The sequence below is a fragment of the Mesorhizobium sp. M4A.F.Ca.ET.020.02.1.1 genome (genome assembly GCF_004022645.1).
Classification (GTDB): Bacteria; Pseudomonadota; Alphaproteobacteria; order Rhizobiales; family Rhizobiaceae; genus Mesorhizobium.
Map to the genome: position 1 here is coordinate 1 of NZ_RZOI01000032.1, position 19,881 is coordinate 19,881.

Sequence of the window (19,881 nt, forward strand, 5' to 3'; positions counted from 1 at the left end):
CATGCACACCGATCCGCAGATGTAGTGTCTTTGCGCCTCCAAACCCATCTCGGCGCCGGCATCGTCGAGCTTCATCTGGAAGGCATCGCTGTCGTAATTACCGGCGCCTTCGATGAACAGGCCGGCCATCAGATTGGCCATCCCCTCCTTCCCGACCGGGTCCTGCCTGATGCCGCCGTTGAAGGCAAAGCCGATGTTGACGATTTCCACTGTGTGGTCCTCCACCAGCCAGGCGATCATGCCCTTTTCGGACTTCACCTCCTGGATGTTCATCGCAGCATGGGGCTGAGCGCCGAGCGTCATCTCTTCATTCTCCGTCTTGGGCAAGAGATAGCCCGTGGTCGAACGGTCGAACGCGAGATAGCGGGCGGCAACTGCTTTGATTTGCGCGGCGGTAACCCTGCGGATGCGAGACGGCCGTTCCTCGACATCTTTCACGGTGCCGCCGGTGGCCAGCGTCGAGCCGTATATGCAGGCGAGGTCGTCCTGGTCGTCTTCGGCAAAGATCATATCGCGCACAAAGCGCTCCTTGGCCTTGCCCAGTTCCTCGCTGCTGACACCATCCTTGGCAATGCGAGCGACTTCGGCAGCGGCCGCCGCTTCGAGATCGGCCAGCTTGGCATCGCCGCGCGGCGCGCCATAGATGGCGAACCTGGTGTCGTCGAGCATGGTGCCCTGGAAATAGGCGCAGGCGCTGGAAGCGATACCTTGCTGGACAGCGAGCGCCTGGTAGAGCCGGCTGCGGTTACCGCCGCCGAGGATTTCGGACAGCAGGTCGAGCGCTTCGGCCTCGCCCGGCTTGGCGGTATGGTAAGACGGCACCACCCACTGCGTCGAAAAACTGGGCACGCTGACGCGGGCGTCGGAGAGCGTGACGGTGCGCCTGGTGTTCTGCTCGGGCTCAACCGGCCGGATGCGCGGCGGCAGGTCGGGCCCGCGCGCCACCTTGCCATAGGTCTTCTCGGCCAGCACCTTCACCGTCTCCGGCTCGACATCGCCGGCCACGATCAGCACGGAGTTGTTGGGCCAGTAGTATTTTTCATAGAAGGCGGTGGCGTCGACGCGGTTCAGCTGCTCGATCTCCTGCATCCAGCCGATGATCGGGATGCGATAGGGCTGGTTCTGCCACAGCGTCGCGTCGATCTCCTCATGGAGCACGTCCTGCGGGTTGGTGTCGGTGCTTGAGCGGCGCTCCTCGATGACCACGTCGCGCTCGGTCTTGACGACATCGTCGGTGAGGATGAGGTTTCGCATTCGGTCGGCCTCGAAGCTCATCATCAGCTCGAGCGCCGACGGCGCCACTGTCTGATAGAAGGCGGTGTAGTCGGAGGAGGTGAAGGCATTTTGCGAGCCGCCGATCTCGAACACTGCGCGGTCGAATTCGCCGGCCGCATGGTTGGTCGTCGCCTTGAACATCAGATGCTCGAAAAAATGGGCAATGCCGGATTTGCCCGGCGGCTCGTCGGCGCTGCCGATCTTGTACCACACCATGTGGGTGACGATCGGCGCCCGGTGGTTGGGAATGACGACCACCTCCATGCCGTTGTCGAGCACGAAATCCGTCGCCTTGCCGTCCTCCCATGCGACGGGGATCGGAGCCGTCCTCGCGCCGCCCAACTCGGTCGCAACGGACGTCCTGCGAAGCCCGTGAGTGCGGGGCTTGCTTGGTAGTTCTGATAGGGAGAGTGGGATTATGGGCTGGGTTCCTGGCAAAGTGATTTGTTCCTCATTTTGAAGGCTCTATGTCTCCCGACGCCTATTGGGAGAAAGTGGATCGGCACGCGACGCCGAGCCAGATGAGCCGTCAGCGTGTTGCCGGGCCTGACGCGGGCCTCATCTTTGGATGCGTCCGGGGAACGTTCGGCAGTATTTTGGTGAGGCCATGGGAAGTCTGCTCGTTATCCATTGGGTGTTTGCGGATACCTGAGCATGCGCCGTGCCAAGTAAGAAAGCCCCGATTTGCAAGGTTTGATCCAACCTTGATACTTGCGATATCCGACATTGTCGGGCATCCGACAGAAAGCGCCTTTCGCCGGCGCGCCGGCTACGGCGCTCGCCTCCTCCGGCGTGACGACGATCCTTTGGCGGGCGCCGCGCACACCGATCTGCCCGCCTATCAGCACCGCGACATCGAAGGACAACGCGATCGTGACTGATGGGTCTTACGCAAACATGCAGCAGTGCCACCGCCATCAGGACTTCATCCGCCCCTCAAAGCCCCGAGCGCGAGGGGACGACGTGTAAGGCAACATGTCATCCTCGACAATGATGCCGCGCATAAAGAGGTAAGGTCCCTCGTCGTACCGGCGAGCCCCTTCGCTGGGTTCGCCGAGGGTCTGGTTTGCGAACGTCGACCGACAGCATCACGCATGGGCGGCCGGATCGATAGACAAGCATTGACCGTGCCACCAGCGCATTGAGGGCAGCGCAGAGTCCAATTGGCCTGTGCCAGCCGGTATGTTGGAGCTTCAAGTGGGGCCAGCCAAGCGGGCTGAGGCCATGGAACTCCTGATATCCTGGACAGTCCAGATTGCAACGCACGACGCCTTTGGTCATCGCCCGAACGTTCATTGACGCTCAGCGAAGCTTGCGTCATCCGGACGATCTGGGAAAAGCTTGGCCGGGCCGGCGCCTTCCCAGGCGCACGGGACGCGCGACGACCCATGTGGACCTTGGATTTCACTCCGCACCTACGCTGCTTTGGCCTTGTCAGCAGCCTGGGCGGCATAGCTGAGTCCCGCCCTTGCTCAATCTGCCAAACCATCTCGCTCACAATCGATCGGGTGGTTTGTGCCGTCTGAACGCGCATTGTCAACTTGCCGACAGTCTGGGGTTCCGAACCCGACAGTTGATTCAAACCGACAATGGCCCGCCTCAGAAGCAGGCAACCGCGCTTCGTAGCAGGCCGAAGCTAATCGAGGTTCGCGGGTCTCGGTTTGAGTGTGCAGTGTCGCTGCGCGCCTGATCTTTCGGTCTGATGACAAAAACGTCGTCATTTTGGCCGACGATATCGGTCGGGAGCGGGTATTGCGGTCGAGCAGCGACCCAAGCACGTCCACAAGATGTGCCGAGTTTGCAGGGTTGGGTCATTGTTTCTGTCGACGTTTGAGCGACAGCGCACGACGAAACGTCTGGCATACGCCTCGTCTGGCACGCGCCTCGCGTGTGTGGCAGGTGCTGCTGGAGATCAGGCGGTCGAGTGGGCCTTGCAATTTTCCGATTTTGCTGCGCCTAAAGTCTCGTGTACAAATCAGGCTGGCGTGAATGGCCTGCCTAAGTTGCGACTTGTTACAAAGGAATGGATATATGGCGACTGGAACGGTGAAGTGGTTCAACAGCACCAAGGGTTTTGGTTTTATTCAGCCCGACAACGGCGGTCAGGATGTCTTTGTCCACATTTCCGCTGTTGAACGAGCGGGCCTGTCGACCCTTAATGAGGGCCAGAAGATAAACTACGAGGTCGAACAGGATCGCCGCACCGGCAAGTCCTCTGCAGGCAGCCTCAGCAAGGCTGGCTAACGCGTGCGGCAAGGATGCGGCATACTCCGAACGCATTGACCGGCTCGAAACCCGGCCGGAGCATGCAACCAGGTAATGCCGCGGCAGCGATTGCTGGAGCCGTCGCGAATTCCTCTGGAATGAGGCTCTTGGACGGGAAAGGCGGGGCTCGTCCCCGCCTTTTGATTCCGCGCAGATTGGGCCTACGGCTGCCGCGCGTCCCGAACGACTGTTGATACGGATTTAGGCTGCGACCTTTTTGCGGGTCCGTTTCGCCGGCGCCGGCACCGGGGCTTCCGGCTCTTTCGGTTTGCGGCCGAGTCCTATGGTCTTGGCCAAGGCGGAGCGCGTAGCGGCGTAATTCGGCGCCACCATCGGATAATCCGACGGCAGACCCCATTTGGCGCGATATTCGTCCGGGGTCAGACCATAGTGCGTCGACAGATGGCGCTTTAGCGATTTGAATTTCTTGCCGTCTTCAAGGCTAATGATGTAGTCCGGTTCGATCGACTTTTTGATCGGGACAGCAGGTTTTTTCACAGGCACAGGCTCTTCTGCCGGTATTAGTCCGGCCGTGCCTTTTAGAGCCCCGTGCACTTGGGCGATCAGGGCAGGAAGCTCCCCCGCCGGGACGGGGTTGTTGGAGACGTAGGCTGATACAACATCGGCAGTGAGCTCGATGAGGATGTCGGTGTTGTGGGCTTCTTCTGTCATAAACTTCTCCGGGCAGCTTGAAACACAGTCGGGCGAAGTGTCGCTACATAGTGGCGGTTGCCGCTGAAAGCAAATGGATCGACGGGTGCGCTGCTCCCCACCATTGAAGTCTCGGGGACGTATCCCGTCATCGTCCATCGGCCTAGAGGCAGCGTATTGCATTATGGGAGCGGTCGCGCCTGCCCCAAGTTAGAGGCAGGCATTCGCGCGTGAATTAATCAAATCCATCCTGAGCGTATCTCGCGTGGCAACCACGAAGGCGCTCTGGCAACGAAGCGAGGCGGATGGCCTTGCGGGTGGCCGAGAGATGTCATCCGGCTCTCCTGCCGACCTCTGCCGGCCAGATCTGGAGCAACAGCTTTGCGCAGATATGGCTCTCTTCAGAGGCCATCTATGATGGGAGCCGAGCGCGTCTCGAGCCGGGGAATAGGCTGCACATGCGCTGTGCCCACCTATTGCGATCGTGCTAACCTTGGCTGTTCGGACTTGCCGTTAAGGCAAGCGACAGATTGAAGTTATGCTGCACCATCTGATTCCCTGGCTCGGTTTCGAGAGCTCGCCGATACAGGGCCTGTGCCGCGTCATGCCGCCCCTCAATGTCCAAGATCACGCCCTTCGCATTCAATGCACGTACGTTTGCTGGGGCTGCAACCAAGACGCTGTCGAGCACCTCAACCGCTTCGTGCGGGCGCTTCTGGGCCACCAAGGCTTTTGTAAGCCGTATCGCCGCATCAACATTGTCCGGGTGCTGCTTCACCTCATCCCGCAAAGCCCGCTCTTGAACATCCTGACCAACTTCGCGCAAAATGCGTTCGCGCATAGCCGGATCGATTTGATCGGCGCTGAGCAACTCTGGGGAAGATGTCTCCTGCACGAAAAGAGCGGGCTTTTGCCAGCTGGCGCAACCGCCCAAAGGCAGAATGGCGAGTACGGCAAAAAGAAGTGAGCTCCGGCGCAGAAACATAGGCGATGGAGAAACTGTATTTCTAACAAATTTCATATTATCTCTCGGTTATCAGGGAGGCGGGTCGCGTTCAGTTAGGAAAGGTGGAACTACTCTAACAATCCGCTGTTCGATCCGTGCGGGAGTTTGACGGATCCTGCCGGGCGAATTGTAAAGTCGGAGGCGAGGTCTTGATAAGACAGCACGGCGAGATCGATCCCGTTTCGCGTCAGAAAGCCGCGGACGAAACGTCGGACATCCATTGACGTCAACAGAATAGGGCGGGTTTGACCCGGTTCTGTGTTCGAAAGGACCTGACGTATCTGTGATAGCATCGCTTCGCTTTGCCGATCCTCCAGTGCGAGATAGGGGCCTGCATCCGAATCTCGAACCGCGCCACGCATCACATCCTCGCTCTCGCGTTCGACGACCAGGGCGGACACGATGCCCTCGGTGTTGGCATAGCGGTGGCAGATCTGTCGCTTCAAACCAGAACGGACATATTCCGTCAGCAGGGCAACGTTTTGCTCACGCTCGCTCCATTCGGCCAATGCCTCCAACACGAGACGGGTGTGGCGGATTGGGATACCTTCCTCCAGGAGGCGGCGCAGAACATCGGCAATCCGAGGAATCGGCGTCGTGCGCAGCACCTCTTTCACAAGATCAGAATATTCCTGCTCCATTCGGCCCAGGAAATGTCGGGTCTCTTGGATGCCCACCAATCGCGGTGCGTAGCGGGTCAACGTTGCATGGACGCGCAAGGCGAGGAGTTCGCCGGGAGCCCAATGCTCCGTGCCGGCGCCCGTAAGGGCCTGTGCAGGGGTATGTTCGACCGGGAGTCTGTCCGTTTTCGGCTCACGCCTAAGGGGGATACCGCTCGAGTCGACGTGCGCTACATCGGCTCGGAGCGTCATCTGGCTTGGATCTATCGCGTCCTGTTCGACTGGCACGCCCTCGACATCTATCCGGAATTGCGATGTAGGCAGCTGCTCGTCAACCAAGACAGGGATGCGGGGAACGATAATGCCCAGATCGGCTGTGACCAGGAGCGAAACGCGCCCAATATGTTTTTGCAATTCGGCTTGATCGATCGCCTGCATAAGATTTGGCGCTAAAAAAAATGCGATCGGGAATTCCTTCGCAGGCGCGGCTTGCTTAGGCTCCGCTGCAGTTCCATCTTTCGCATCGGCAGTGCCGGCGCCCAGCACATCAGCCTTGACAATGCTTACCGCAGCGAACACTGCGGCCAGCATCAGAAAGACGGGGAGGGGAAACCCAGGAACGAACCCCATCACGACCAGGACGCCGGCCGCCAGCCGCAAGGCTCGAGTACTGGCCGTGAGCTGACTGACCATTTCGGTACCGAGGTTGATCCTCGCCGTCCCAGTCACACGGGTGACGATGGTCGCCGCAGTAATGGAGAGCAGAAGGGCCGGAATCTGCGATATCAATGCATCGCCTATCGTCAGCAGAGTATAGTGATGCAGCACCTCGCCGAAGGACATGCCCTTGGAGAGCAGACCGATCGAAATTCCACCCAGCATGTTGATGCAGATAACCACCAGCCCGGCGATGGAATCGCCCTTCACAAATTTCATCGCGCCGTCCATCGCGCCATATAGTTGGCTTTCCTTCTCCAATTCGGCGCGCCGCCGGCGGGATTCGTTGGCATCGATGTGGCCGTTGCGTAGCTCTGCGTCGACCGCCATTTGCTTGCCCGGCAGAGCATCCAGCGTGAAACGCGCCGCCACTTCTGCCACCCGTTCGGCACCCTTCGCGAGGACCATGAATTGCACCATGGTGACGACCAGAAATATGACGAAACCCACCACGATATTGCCTGAGATGACGAAATCGCCAAAGGTATGAATAATGCTGCCGGCCTCCCCCTCGGCCAGGATCAGTCGCGTCGTTGCGACCGTCAGCGCGAGACGGAATACAGTGGAAATCAAAATAACGCCGGGCAAAGAGGAAAAATCAAGTGGAGTACTGACATACAGGGCAACCATCATCAGCAGTATGGCCAACCCCATATTGAATCCTATCAGTGCGTCGACCACCACGACCGGGATAGGCATGACCATCATCGCGACAGCCAGAAGCAGCATCAACGCAACCATTAAATCCGGGCTGGCCGGCGCACGCTTGATGAAGTCACGCAGGACGTTGGCCATCGAGACACCTTTGCAATCGGTTGAGACTTACTCTGCTGTTACGCCCTGAAACGTAGCTTTCGAACTCCGAAGGCGCCTCGGCCTTGGCCAGCGCGTGACCCTGCATGAGAGCCACAAACAGGCGCGAAATGGCTGGGCAGCAAATGTTTCCAACGCAGCCAGCTTGTCAGCACCGAGCGCCACAGGATGTTTGGCTGGCCATAGAGTGCTGCTTGATGGGGCCTGCGAGCTTTCAATATGGGAGAGCAGCAATGCGGCCATTCCTGCTCAGCAGCACACGGCTGTCCTCAATACGATCGACTACCCATCCATCAGCTAAAATGGCCCCGACAAAATACTTCTCGCTGTCGATGACAAGATACGGTTGGGCCCCATGCCACACAGCTTCGACCGCGATTGCGGATGGCGCCTTCTCCTCTTTGATGAGCACTCCGTTCACCAGTGTTAGAGTACCCTTGGTGCGACGATCGAACGATTGCTGAAGCTTCTGCCAGCTGATGACCGATTCAGACGTGACGGTGCCCTCGGCGGTCACAACACCCTTTGCGGAGCCAATCTTGACGTCGAGAAGACCCGCTCGATCGACTTCCTCCTGCAGCTCTTTGGCCGCTGCCCCCGTAAGTTCATTGTCAGCGCGGTGACTGATCGTTCTGGACGCGACTTCAGCCCGAAGTGAATTGGGGCTCGATCCACTTGCATTGCCAAGATAGGAGAACATGCCCGAAAGCGCGCCGATCCCGAGTGAGCTGATTATGACCATGGCGAGCACACCGATCGGTAGGCGCGGTATGCCGGTCGAACCAGGCGGCTCTGCATCCTGCACGGACCAAGCAATGGACATCTCGCCTACGAGCAGGACGGCAGGAAGGGGCACAACAACGGACTGGCCTGCGGCGATATTCCGGTTGCCCTCGATACTGAGTCCGGGTGCAAGCGCCTCGAGTTCGATCGACTTGCCAAGAAGAGTTACACGAAGATGATGCGGTGCCAGTCCTTGCTCGACAAAGACCAAATCGGCATCGAAGCCGCTGCCGATTAAACACGTTTGAAGATCCGTCTTGCCGGTCAGTCCGCAATAGAGCCCCGAAAGCACTTCGAAACGGAGGGAAACGGCGTCATCCACAGAGCATCTCTCAAACAGGATAGAAGCCGCACGGCAATTGCCATGCGGCTCATTTCGGGACTACGTCGCGTCAATAAGGAGACGCGCTAGGGGCAGTCTAAAAGCCGCTTCCGACATTACGAAACGCGTTCGTCGGCGGCCTTCTTGATGGTCTGGAGATTGGTCGTTAGAGTGCGCAACTGGACACTCCTTTTCGTCGCCTCCAAGCTAACATTGGTTAGTTCTTGCACTTGCGCCTGAAAAGCAGTAGCATCAGCTCCGCTTGTATTGCCGGGAGTGCCACTGTTAGTTTTATCGGTATTGCCGGCGCTACTGGTATTGGTATTGCCTGATTTCTTATTATTATCAACTGCAGCCATGATCATTCCTTTTTCTGTTGGAGTTGTGCCGTCAATAACGGCCTGTATGACCTCACGCCGGATTTTCCCGCGTCAGGCATCTTCTGTGTCATCCAAAGCTTCATCGGCCTCAGCCATCGCATCGTTCGCGAATTGGAACGCGAACGATCGCAGGATACTTTGGAAGGCTTCACTTTGTGCTGCAGACTGTGAGTTGTCTTGAAGTTGATCATTTGAAACGGTCCGGTTATCCGCCCGATCGTTCCCGCCAGCTGGCTTGCCATCATTCCCACCAGCTGGCTTGCCATCATTGCCACCAGCCGGCTTGCCATCACCAGAATGCTCGGATTTCGAATCCCCATGGCCCTTTCGGATCAAGGAAGTCCCGAGGTTGCCAACTCCACTCCCAATTGCTGCTATCATCAGGTACTCCGGCATTTGCCATTGGCGGCGACGTGTTAAAGGTTAACCTCGATCAAGCTAAGGGCGGGAGCTTTCGAGAACCTGACGGCTTTTGACAAAAACCGGCCAGCGCAAAAACGTATGCTCTGCAGGATGTTGCTCTCGCATCGAACAGTCGACCACGATCTCGGCTGTTCGGCCAATCCCGCCGTCCACGCATGCCGCGACCGAATGGCAGCCGCAGCAGCTCGTTTGCATCCTCGATGCTGTGGTGTCGAACAGGAGACACGGTCCACGTGCTGCATGACCGCAATGACCGTATTCTTGCTGGCTCCACGGGCGCACGCAACGAGCAGGAACTCGGTCTTTGCATCACCATTCTCTCGCCTGCACATCACGGCCCGGCGCGGTGAGCTCATTGGCTTCGAGAAGGTCGGCGAGTACGAACATGGGATGGTCTGCCGGCTTTGGGAGGCCGGTGCGGATCCTCTTCTCACCATATCGAAAGCTTGAAGCGGTCGGATTTTCTTGCCCTGTTCGTGAGAACTCCCATCGTCAGCTAATCGTCAGCCAAGCGGTCTATCTAGGCCGGCCGTGCCTGACCTTCGGATCCAAAGGTCCCGTCTCGACACTTTTTGTAACTATAGATCGAAATGGTTTCCCGCGCGATACGCAACGCACACGCTTCTCTGAAGCAAATGTGTGACTTTGTCGGTGGCGAACGAGAGGAGTGACGCCTCAATAAAATCGTCAGGCACGTGTCTAGGAAGGGGAGCTAGCCGAGTTGGTCTGATTTCATTCGCTGTTCCTGGAAATCGGCGGACTGAAGCGCTGATAATCTCAGGACATCGATGGCAACGTTGCGAAAGTCCTGTGAGCTCGGGCCAATCTTGGCCTGCTACTGAGAAGCACTTTGGCGGGAACATTACGCCGTCGCGGGTCTGGCTGACCGTGACGTTAACCGAAAGATGCCGCTGGTCTCGTCAGCCGCCAGCACAATAGCAGCACATTCTCGCCTACTACGGAGACGCAATATGAAGGGCATTGGCCGACCACGGAAATCGCAGGCTGAAACTGGAGCCAGCCGCGCGGGGCGGGCGAGCAGTTCCCTTTCGCAATCAAGTCTTGCTGCGGGAGAAGGTGGACAGTCATTCGATTCCGTTGTGGAGCAGATGCGCTCTGGGGACGCCGATAGGAGGCCCTCCTCCCTTCCAGTTGCGCGCGGTCCAGGCGATGCCCGCGAAAGTCTGCCAGGCGCCTCGATTGGCGAAGATCAAATCCTGAACGCACCGCCACGTGGAGCCGCTGCGCCACCACGCGGAACCGTAGCGCCACGTGGCGCAGCCGCAAGGCGGCGCGGTTCTCCCTCCATGTCTGAGGGCGAAGCCATGGCGCCGGTCGGTAGCCAACTATCAACCGCGCAGGTGGAAGGCACCAGCTCATCGTCAAATGAAGATATCAGTCCGACACAGCTCAGAATGAACAGTCTTGTTCAACAACTGACTGATTGCGAGGCTGCGGCCAGGAAAACCGACGTCCCCGAGGAGGCGGTGGAGCTGATCAGTCGGGTCGTCGATGCAGCCTCAGCAATTCTGGAGTACCGCGCTAGCCTGCCTGCGGCTGAGGCGCAGACAATTATGCCAGACGACAAGGTGCGTAGATGTTGCCAGATCGTGTGCGACGCCGCGAATGAAGTAGACAAACTTGGCCTGTCGACGATCACGAAATTGGACAAAAAGACCAAGAAAGCGGCAGGTATGGTCGATAAACTCTACTCCTACTCCCAGGCGGACCGGCAGGAGCTGTTGATTTTAAATGTGGAGAACCACCATACGGCGGCAATTAAGTGGTGGGAAAAAAAGGCATGGCGCTCCGAACGGCAGCGATCCGCCTGCGCTGCCACCGCTAGCCTATCCAGTGGAACGCCCGTGATGCGGGAAGCCGAGCGGTGCGCACTGCGGCTGCGTGCCGGCTCGGTACTGAGTGTCAGGATCTGGCTGGTCCGTGAGCGGATCGGTCTTGCGCGGGCCAAGATTGAACTGCGGGCGAGCAGGTTCGAGCCAGATTTGAAGGAACTCCTCGTCGGTCGAAATGGAGTGGTGCAGCTGATGGCAAGCGCCGTTCAAGAAGCTCTTCGCGCCCTCTCTTTGGCGAAGGGCATAATGGATGATGGCAAAGCACTCAACGCTCATGATTGCGCGGTTGTAGAAAAAATCATGGAGCGGCTTTCGGATTTTGGATTGGCGTTGCACGAGGTGCATACCAAGCTAAGCCATACCTACCCAGATGCCGGCCTCCCATTGAAACTGTTCGAACGGATCGTGGACGATGCATGGATCACTGCGCACGATGCCATGCACTTGTTGAACCTGCAGTCTCCGCCGTCAGCCATCATGGCGCCACAGGCCCAGGCGGGCGCTGCGATGCCGGCCAGGGCAGGCGCTGCGATACCGGCTGACACTGCTGGTACGGCTGCAGTGTCAGAAGGCACTACAGCGCGAAGGAAAGGGAAGTCAAAGCATAAGTCGGCAGCTCGCGCCGGGACTTCTGCCGCCGGGCAGCCATCAACACCAGTCGCTGCGAACGCCGGCACAGTGCCAGCAGCCAAGGTTCTCGCGCGCTCGGATCAAGTTGCGAGTACACAGGTGAGAGCGCAAGAGGTGGCTGCGAGTTCGTCGGGGGCAGGCTCGACAATCGGGGGCGCCGCGTTGTCAATGGAGGTATTGACGGAGCGGCTCAAACGATTGGACGAACTTTTGCAGTTCGATCTGGCCGGTCAGCAAAGCGTCGTCTCCCAAGTGCGCCAGATGAAGCCTGAGGAGGCCGGTAAGGTCGTGGACGATGTGGCCCAGTACCTGCGAGCCCAGGCCATTGAGATGCAAACCTGTCTCGCCGGGTTGCAGGGGCGTAATGTACGCCTGCTACTCACCTCCACCCAGCTACCCAAAGTGCACGAACGCACAGACCAGCTCAAAGGGTTGCTGAACATGGTGCTGGGACAGGCCAACGCATTGAATGAAGGAAAAGCCGGCATTACGACTGATTGCATGAAGACCTACGCATTTCCGGCGCAAAAATACCTGGAACATTTGTGCAATGCCGACGAATTGATGCCGCCGGAGGCACCGGTCGCGCTGCGTGGCGAGCCAGGAAAGCTGTTTGAGATGAAGCTGCAGCCCAAGATGCTGGTCAATGGTGCGATGCCGAGCCCGATGTGGGTGCACATCCACACGAGTCGCCCCGTCATGGCCAGAAACTTGGAAGGGCTGGCTGATTCCGAATTCACCGCTTGCCACGTTAAATCCAACGAACAGCGCGGCTACAATCGAGAGCGAGAGGAAGCCGATGCTAGGTCCGGTCGCGAGAAGGTCATAATTCATCGCGGCAAACTCACCCCCGCTTTCTGTAAGTCCTTGTTGACCTCGGGGCTTGGCCGCCAACCACGCCATTCGCGTGCCGAGCTCCCGTCGGCGCAGGCTGCATGACAGGGCACGTACTTTGGGGTCTAGGGCAGAATGCGGCCGGCCACGCTGTGAGTCAGCGAGCATTTCTCCTGGCCAAACCGCGAATGCCGCTGCGCGAGTTGCGGTCCGGCGATTGGAGTCGATCGGCTACAGCCGATTTGCGATGTCGCGTTACCTGCTGTTGACGTGGCGGCGTATCTTGCCTCCCATCCAACTTATCGCCGAGATCGCGCCGCCAAGATCGAGGCGGAAGGTCTTCCTGCGAGCGCGGAGCAGGCATAGCCGATCCGATCGGGATCGGCGCATCGCAACGACCCAACGGTGTGGTGGAGAAAATTGGATTCGGGAGAGCTCGTATCCAAGAGGCGGAGTTCCGGCCCGAATACAATCCGCTCGCAAGCACCCACGATGCGCATCCGCAGTTTATTGTCTGGGAGATGGGCTGGATCGCTCGGCGGCGCTGGCGCTAAGGCGGGGCTGTCGCCGGACAATTAGCATTCACTGCCAACAGCCTTGCAACCGTCACCAGTTGCAAGGCTCGGCGGCGGGTCGACAAATCACATGAAATCGTCGTCAGACCCGCTATCGCTGCTGTCGCTGTCCTCGGTTTTGTGGAGATAGAGTGGAGGTTTGCCTGCACGCTGCCACTCACCGGCACTGTTCTTCGTCCATTTGTCGGGATGCTGCGTAGGGTCAAGCACCAGGTCGCCATGATCCACTTCAACAAACCCCATCGTCTGCGCGCGCGCTTGTGCTTCCGGATTAGCCGCACGCCAATTCAGCAACGGTCGGTCGCCGTCTATCCGAAGTTGATGCTCCAGCAGAATATCGCCCGCATTTTCGACGAGCGGATGGGCGACTTGAAGATCCACTATGGAAGTGACCTCAGTTCGACCAGGAAATTGTTCCCGCCAACTTTCCGATTCGAACTCGTTCATGCTGAATCCGCCTTCCATTCTCAGCAGTCCGGCACTCCGGTCTCCCAATTGGTAACTGAAATATCGCGCGTGCTCCGTATCTCGACGGATGCCATATTGCTGAGCAACGTCCGCGGTGCGCCTGGCTCGTGACGATACGAACTCCGAATACTCTTGAGGATTGTCGGCGATGTGCGTGATTTCATCACCATGAAATTGCCTCACCTGTCTCCTGAAGGAAGTCCTGTTGATCTCCACCACAGGAGGTCGGGAATTGAGGGAGTATGCTTGGGGAGCCGCCGATGATGAGGCGCCGCTACCTTCCGATCCGGATAAGTGCATTCGGGCAAATGTGTCCGCGAACCCTTCGCTTCCTGCATCCGATTGCTCGCCGGCATTATGCGCGCGGTAACTATCGGATGAGCCAATTCGACCATACATGACGATTCGTACTCCTATGTTTCGCAACCGAGCTCAAGTTAGCACGGCTGTTCAACATAGGGCGCTTAGTTGACGACTAGCTGACGAGGGCATTCCAACGGCTGCACCAATCAAATCCGCACTGCCGGCCTCAAAACCTCGGACTGCGCCACGCACCGGCCAGCAGAGGCTGAAAGGTCATGCCCGGAGGACTTGCCGTAGTTGCTGGGTGGCAGATCCGAGGGGAGTGATTGCCCCAGGCCCGCGGTTGCGCGGTTGGCCTGACAGAGACACTGGGGCACGGATGGCCAGCCGACATTTGCCACTAGCATGGAACCAGGTCAGTTTTGAACTGGGCAGTCGTGGACTTCCAATGACTAGGCCAAGCCTGCGGCAAAGAATGCTTTCGCGACAGGCTGGAAATATTGCATAGGAACCGCGTGGCCGAGTTTTGTAGTGCTTATCAGCTGACGCGCTAAGACATGGTCATGGACGATCGTCAGGCGTAGTGCCCGCGCCTCACTCAACACATGTGAAACGCGCTCACCTTCGGCACGGCAAACTAAGAACGGCACCCCGGTTTCACCGCGAACGTAACGCAGACCGATCAGGACCGCCCTTCCTGTTAAGACCAGCGTGGCGCGATGCACGCCAAGCGCAGGCTCGTCGGCCGCCTCCTCGCGGATGCGACGCTGTTCACCTTTCAACTCTGGCGCTCCTTGCTGATCCTTCGACTCGCGCGTCACTTCGGTATTGGTCATGCGCATTTCGCGCAGATACAACGCGCGCTGGAGCAGGAGATCGATCAGTCCGCCGACCAGCAGTGCGCCGGCGCCAATTCCCATCAGCAATTTTGTCTCCATAAAGATGAGGCCAACACAGCCCATGCCGCAGATCGGCAGAGGGACCATTGTCTTCCACATCCCGAGAAGGACAATGGAAAAGGTTGCGCTGAGAACCAATACCTTGAACATGGTCTTGCAGACTTCGACCATGGAACGAGCAGACCCCAAGCGCTTCAGCCCTTCAAAGGGGTCAATTTTCTTAAAGCTGAGCTTCATCGGCTCCAGAGAGAAGACAAATCCACCATTGGCTAGCAGGCTGGCCAAAATCACCGCGGCGACGAGGGTTCCAAGCAGCGGGCCAACAGCCGCGACGGTGAGTTGGACGAGCACAACCAATGCCTGCGGCACCGCGGTATCGAAAGGTAGGCTCTGCAACTTGGTGGCTAATAGGAGCGCTTCCCGGCATTTGTCCTCGATCACGCTGCCTCTTAGCCAAAGGTAGCCGAGCCCAGCGCAAGTCCCGACCGCGCGGACGAAATCGGAGCTACGTGGCAGCTGTCCTTTTTTGCGCGCTTCACTTAACTTCTTCGGGCTGGCGGCGTGTGTCTTCTCTTCACTTGTGTCGCTCATGGCAGCAATTTGTCGAACCACTCCAGCGCGCCGTTGGCTTGTGTGACCTCCAGTTTCATGCTCTCCACCAGATAGGCAGCGTAGGTGACCATGAGAACTGGAAAGACAATGTTCTTGATTGCCGGAGACAGTTGGCTCGCCTTAAATTGCGGGGCAAAGCGACGCAGCAGCATCATCGATATATCAATCAGTATCAGGAAGAACACGACAGGCCCCGATACCAATAATGCCGTGCGCATTATGCGGTCGAGAAGCCCCAACAACTCCATTGCTCCTGGCCCGCTCAGTGTCGGGTGAAACTGATACACCGGCCAGATCAAGTAGCTGCGGTACAGGACACTGATCAAAGTTTCCAGGCCTCCTGATCCGACGAATATGGCAATCGCAGTGATCCCCAGAAAAACGCCCATCGCGGAAGCCTGACTGTTCGTCGCGGGATCGGCCGAAGCGGTCGGGCTGCTGATGCCGCGTTGGTTGTCGATAAGCTCCCCGGCAGCCTGAAGGCCCCAAAGCGGAATGCCAAGAAAAGTGCCAAGGAGTACACCGACAAAAACTTCCTTGAATCCGAGCAGGGTTAGCTGGATCAGGCGTGTATCAGAATCCAGCGCCGGCAATCCGCCGCTGACGTGTGCCAGGCATGGTAGTGCGAAGCCAACAGCCAAACAGCCCCGGATCAGCCCACTGATCTGCGAGCGTGTGAATACGGGAAAGATCAGCATGATGCCCATCGCGCGGGCTGCCCCAAGACCTGCCGCAACGACGAGTTCGAGAGCCGTCTGGATCAGAATTTGAATATCGGCCGATGGCGCGTCCATGGGGCGGACTAGTAGCTAAGTGTCATTGCGGGAAACTCGGTGAAGATCTGATCGGCTAGCTCTATGAGCGGGGCGCTTAGCACAGGAGCAAACAGCCCAATCACCGCGACAACGACCAGAAGCTTCACGGTGAGCGGCAAGCTTTCATCCTGGATCTGCGTCGCCGCCTGGAGGATGCCGATGACGAGGCCGACAACCACTGATGCAATGAGCGGCGGTAGAATCCAGATCATGAAAACCACCAGTGATTGGCTCATAAGAGTAATGATGCTGGATTCAGTGATGATCAGCCTCCCGGTAACGTATAACTCAGCACAAGCCCATGCATCAATTTTGACCAACCATCAATGGCAACAAACAAAAAGATCTTGAACGGGACAGATATAACAGTTGGTGAGACCATCGACATACCCATTGCCATCAAGATAGTTGTCACTATCAGATCTATAACAATAAAAGGCAGATAAAGTAGAAATCCTATCTCAAATCCGCGCTTCAATTCTGATAGCAAGAAAGACGGTACAAGTATTGCAAAGTCATCAGGCGTGGCTGCAGCGTGCATTTCCTCTGGCCAGACCTTTTCTGTCGAAGATAGGAAAAATCGCCGCTGCTCTTCATTTGTGAATTTCTTGAGATGCTCGCGCAAGGGCTCACTTCCGGCTTTAGCGGCGCTTACCCAGTCGTCGAATGTCTGATAGTGGAGCTTGGGATCCGACATGCGGTCATAGGTCTGCTCAGCAACGGGCGCACTAACGAACATAGTGAGGATCATCGCCGCGGCGTACAGCACCACATTGGGTGGTATGGTCTGGGTCCCGAGCGCATTGCGGACGAGGAAAAGAACAATTGATACCTTTACAAAGGCCGTTGTCGTGGCAACTGCTAAAACCAGCAGACCGAGTCCGGCGGTAACCGCAAGAAGCGCCAGGATTGTCGGCTGAGCTTCACTCATTGCATGCAAACCCGCCACGGAGCCTGATGCCCAGCTCTTCTCCGATGCGGACAATGTCGCCACGCCCGATACGCTGACCATTGGCCACTATGTCGACCGGGCCGTCGATCGGCCATCCAAGTTCAAAAATATGCCCTTCGCCGGCACTTCTTAATTCCCCAAGAGAAATAGGCCAGCGGCCGCATTCAAAGACAAGCACGATCTCGACATCGTCGAGATCCTTAGTAAGCTCCAGTTGCGATCCGGGTTGTGTCATATGCGCATTCTCCAAAGGACACGGTCGCGGGCGGAAAGGCCCCCGCAAGATTAATTCATCGCCGTCAAGATCCGCCCCGGCGCACAACTGGCCGACAGCTAGGGTGATCTGGCCGCGGCCGAACGGCGCAATATCGGGCAACAATGCATCACCGACACATGCGCTTCGAAGAAGCGCCGCAGGAAGGCGAAGCGTGCCGACCTCTCCTGCAACAATGAGCGGGAGCTCTGGAGGCAGCCCGCCCAGCTGCCGCGGCAACTGGGCAAGCAGTTCGCCTAGCGCGCGAAACGCAGGCGGTACTAAGCCGTCAAGAGGCGTGAACAGGAATAGACGGCCCTTGCCCTTGACCGCGCCGAAAATGATGTCGAGTTCAAGATGAGGAGCCAGCATCGTGGCTTCGCATACGCGCACGAGTTGCACGTTCAGACGCGTCGTCTCCTCCAGTCGAGTGACAAGCGGCTCAAGAGCGAGTTCGAGAATAAGCGAAGCAGTTGGCTCGGAAGGGAAGGCCAAGCCGTTCTGCACTGTCGTGATGAACTCCTCTACGAGCGGGCGCGACAGCGACAAGATGACCGTTTCGGCTCCCACTCTCCAGACGCAGTCAAGCATCGGAATGGCAGCAGGTTCCTGCTGCCAGACAAGCCCTGCCGTTCGCACCGATAGCGGCACCTCGTTGATCCGGCTTTGAAACGGCGTACGGGGCGCTGCTGTATCATTGAGCCACGAGACAACCGTGCGGGACAGTTTCAGAACTGGTTCGAACATGGCGGGTGTGACCGCAGCGGCTATCAAAGACTGCACGGTCGTGTCATTCGGACGACCTCTTGCGACTGTCGGATCCGGTTGCGCGGCATTTAGGCAAGCGACCCCCTCGCATATTTCAGCAGTATCTCGTCGTCGGCCTCGATCTCGGCTGCGGCCTCCGAATGAGTCTCGACGGCGCGCCGCACGTCGTCCTCGATTTGTTGCCATTTGTCCCTTGCCGCCGAACATATGACCCATAGCTCCCTCGTCCTGGACGCCGCCATCTCAGCCTCCTCTTGAGCGATTTGGGCATCATCAAGCATCTGCCGTCTGGAAGTGATCTCAGCGGCAAGCTGTTCAGTGTGAAGGCGGTGACGGTCGAGCGCTGCGCTAGACAAGTTGTCGAGTGACATCAGATGCTGATAGAGCGCTGCTTCTGTTCTTGAACAATGTTGCTGTATCATTGCAAGCTCCCTAGCGGCATTTTGTACGGCTGAGGCGGCCACATCGCGCTGGGCTTCCTTCTTGGACAGCTCGCCAAGGGCACGACGCTCTTGCATTTCCTTCAGAAGCCGTAACCTCGAAGACTGAACCCAGTTCACGCGGTCAGACGCGACATCCATGCGACCGTCTCCTCGAAATCTGACGCGTCATCTTCGCTCTGGCGCAGAAACTCCCTCAGTTCGTCGATTGACGCGACGGCCCGGTCAGTCAGGGGATCTCCACCTGGCTTGTATTCGCCAACATTGATCAAGAACTCGGTCTCGGCATAGCGCGATAGGAGCTCGCGGAAAATGGATGCTGCCTTGCGATGTGTCCCCGAAACGACTGCATCCATGACGCGGCTGCGACTCTGCAGCACATCAATAGCGGGGAAATGCGATCGCGCCGCAATAGCGCGTGAGAGGATGACATGGCCATCGAGAATACCACGCGATTCCTCGGCGATTGGATCACCCGTGCCATCACCCTCTACAAGCACCGTATAGAAGGCCGTGATTGAGCCCCGCTCACCCATGCCGGCGCGCTCGAGCAGGCCTGGCAGCATGCCAAAAACGGAAGGAGGAAAGCCCCGTCGCGTCGGCGGCTCACCCGCAGCAAGGCCTATTTCGCGCATAGCGCGGCAGAAGCGCGTCAGCGAATCCAGCATGAGAGCAACGCGTAGGCCCTGATCGCGAAAATATTCCGCGAGCGCAGTCGCCATTGGAGCGCATTGCGCACGCTCCACCGCCGAGCGGTCGGAGGTTTCAACCACGACGACCGTACGGAGAAGGCCCTCTTCACCAAGATTCCTTTCGATGAATTCACGAACTTCCCGTCCACGTTCGCCTATGAGCGCCACTATGACGACGTCAGCGGCGGCACCCTTTACGATCTGTGACAACAGCGTCGACTTGCCACCACCTGGCTCGCCATAAATCCCGATCCGCTGGCCCTCGCCGCACGTCAGCAGACCATCGAGGACACGGACCCCAAGCGGGAATGGCCGCTCAATCATGCGCCTCGTCATCGGATTGGGGGCTCTGCCATGCAGGGGCCGAGTTTCGACGGTCTTGATTTCGCCTTTGCCGTCCAATGGGCGGCAACGACTGTCGATCACGCGACCGAGCAAATCGCCGCCGACGGGCACCTCACGCATTCGGCCAGTGGCCACGACCTCTGCGCGGCTGGATAGGCCCACCAAGTCCCCGATCGGTGTCAGCAAT

16 protein-coding genes and 1 pseudogene are annotated in these 19,881 nt (G+C 58.2%); 2 read left to right on the forward strand and 15 right to left on the reverse strand.

The genetic code is table 11. From position 1 onward, the window contains the following. Window positions 1-312: 312 nt before the first annotated feature. Window positions 313-1,617, reverse strand: a pseudogene (locus EN742_RS04285) (pitrilysin family protein); the annotation flags it as partial. 1,689 nt (window positions 1,618-3,306) lie between these two features. Between EN742_RS04285 and EN742_RS04290 the strand changes: the two are divergent. Further along, complete coding sequence (locus EN742_RS04290; RefSeq protein WP_008874821.1) at window positions 3,307-3,519, forward strand: cold-shock protein; 213 nt, start codon at window positions 3,307-3,309, stop codon at window positions 3,517-3,519. A gap of 222 nt (window positions 3,520-3,741) precedes the next feature. Here EN742_RS04290 and EN742_RS04295 read toward each other — a convergent pair whose 3' ends face one another. From EN742_RS04295 to EN742_RS37870, 6 genes are all read right to left on the reverse strand, one after another. Continuing rightward, the gene (locus tag EN742_RS04295; RefSeq protein WP_029354830.1) at window positions 3,742-4,212 is read right to left on the reverse strand and encodes a MucR family transcriptional regulator; all 471 of its coding nucleotides are present in this window, start codon (window positions 4,210-4,212) and stop codon (window positions 3,742-3,744) included. A gap of 466 nt (window positions 4,213-4,678) precedes the next feature. Then, the gene (locus EN742_RS04300; protein WP_128332480.1) at window positions 4,679-5,212 is read right to left on the reverse strand and encodes a tetratricopeptide repeat protein; all 534 of its coding nucleotides are present in this window, start codon (window positions 5,210-5,212) and stop codon (window positions 4,679-4,681) included. A gap of 53 nt (window positions 5,213-5,265) precedes the next feature. Then, the gene (gene sctV, locus EN742_RS04305; protein WP_029354834.1) at window positions 5,266-7,329 is read right to left on the reverse strand and encodes a type III secretion system export apparatus subunit SctV; all 2,064 of its coding nucleotides are present in this window, start codon (window positions 7,327-7,329) and stop codon (window positions 5,266-5,268) included. 232 nt (window positions 7,330-7,561) lie between these two features. Beyond that, complete coding sequence (locus EN742_RS04310) at window positions 7,562-8,452, reverse strand: EscD/YscD/HrpQ family type III secretion system periplasmic domain-containing protein (protein WP_029354836.1); 891 nt, start codon at window positions 8,450-8,452, stop codon at window positions 7,562-7,564. A gap of 116 nt (window positions 8,453-8,568) precedes the next feature. Next, entirely contained in the window at window positions 8,569-8,811 is a 243-nt protein-coding gene (locus EN742_RS39130; protein ID WP_224570034.1) for a nodulation protein NopA, read from the reverse strand. A 72-nt stretch (window positions 8,812-8,883) separates the two neighbouring features. After that, window positions 8,884-9,213: a hypothetical protein gene (locus EN742_RS37870; protein WP_091595908.1), complete on the reverse strand. Its 330-nt coding sequence runs from the start codon at window positions 9,211-9,213 to the stop codon at window positions 8,884-8,886. Between the two features lie 1,349 nt (window positions 9,214-10,562). Between EN742_RS37870 and EN742_RS04325 the strand changes: the two genes are divergently transcribed. Then, the gene (locus EN742_RS04325; RefSeq protein WP_029354840.1) at window positions 10,563-12,677 is read left to right on the forward strand and encodes a hypothetical protein; all 2,115 of its coding nucleotides are present in this window, start codon (window positions 10,563-10,565) and stop codon (window positions 12,675-12,677) included. Window positions 12,678-13,213: 536 nt separating this feature from the next. Here EN742_RS04325 and EN742_RS04330 read toward each other — a convergent pair. The 8 genes from EN742_RS04330 to EN742_RS04365 all read right to left on the reverse strand — a co-directional run. After that, a complete protein-coding gene (locus EN742_RS04330; RefSeq protein WP_091595847.1) occupies window positions 13,214-14,014 on the reverse strand; it encodes an Effector protein NopP in 801 nt (266 codons plus the stop codon). 356 nt (window positions 14,015-14,370) lie between these two features. Further along, the gene (locus EN742_RS04335; RefSeq protein ID WP_029354843.1) at window positions 14,371-15,408 is read right to left on the reverse strand and encodes an EscU/YscU/HrcU family type III secretion system export apparatus switch protein; all 1,038 of its coding nucleotides are present in this window, start codon (window positions 15,406-15,408) and stop codon (window positions 14,371-14,373) included. Then, window positions 15,405-16,223, reverse strand: coding sequence for a type III secretion system export apparatus subunit SctT (sctT, locus tag EN742_RS04340; protein ID WP_091595845.1), 819 nt, complete (start codon window positions 16,221-16,223; stop codon window positions 15,405-15,407). The genes EN742_RS04335 and sctT overlap by 4 nt, the downstream gene beginning before the upstream one ends. Before the next feature lie 8 nt (window positions 16,224-16,231). Next, entirely contained in the window at window positions 16,232-16,507 is a 276-nt protein-coding gene (locus tag EN742_RS04345; RefSeq protein WP_024505375.1) for an EscS/YscS/HrcS family type III secretion system export apparatus protein, read from the reverse strand. A gap of 2 nt (window positions 16,508-16,509) precedes the next feature. Next, window positions 16,510-17,175 (reverse strand): type III secretion system export apparatus subunit SctR, encoded by a 666-nt coding sequence (gene sctR, locus EN742_RS04350; protein WP_029354851.1) that lies wholly within the window; start codon window positions 17,173-17,175, stop codon window positions 16,510-16,512. Continuing rightward, window positions 17,168-18,196, reverse strand: a complete 1,029-nt coding sequence (gene sctQ / locus EN742_RS04355; RefSeq protein ID WP_187331393.1) for a type III secretion system cytoplasmic ring protein SctQ — start codon at window positions 18,194-18,196, stop codon at window positions 17,168-17,170. Before sctQ ends, sctR begins: the two co-directional genes overlap by 8 nt. Window positions 18,197-18,285: 89 nt before the next feature. Then, window positions 18,286-18,798, reverse strand: a complete 513-nt coding sequence (locus tag EN742_RS04360) for a hypothetical protein (protein ID WP_091595843.1) — start codon at window positions 18,796-18,798, stop codon at window positions 18,286-18,288. Next, on the reverse strand, window positions 18,774-19,881 hold a 1,108-nt coding region (locus EN742_RS04365), incomplete at its 5' end, for a FliI/YscN family ATPase (RefSeq protein WP_148670023.1). The genes EN742_RS04365 and EN742_RS04360, both read right to left, overlap by 25 nt.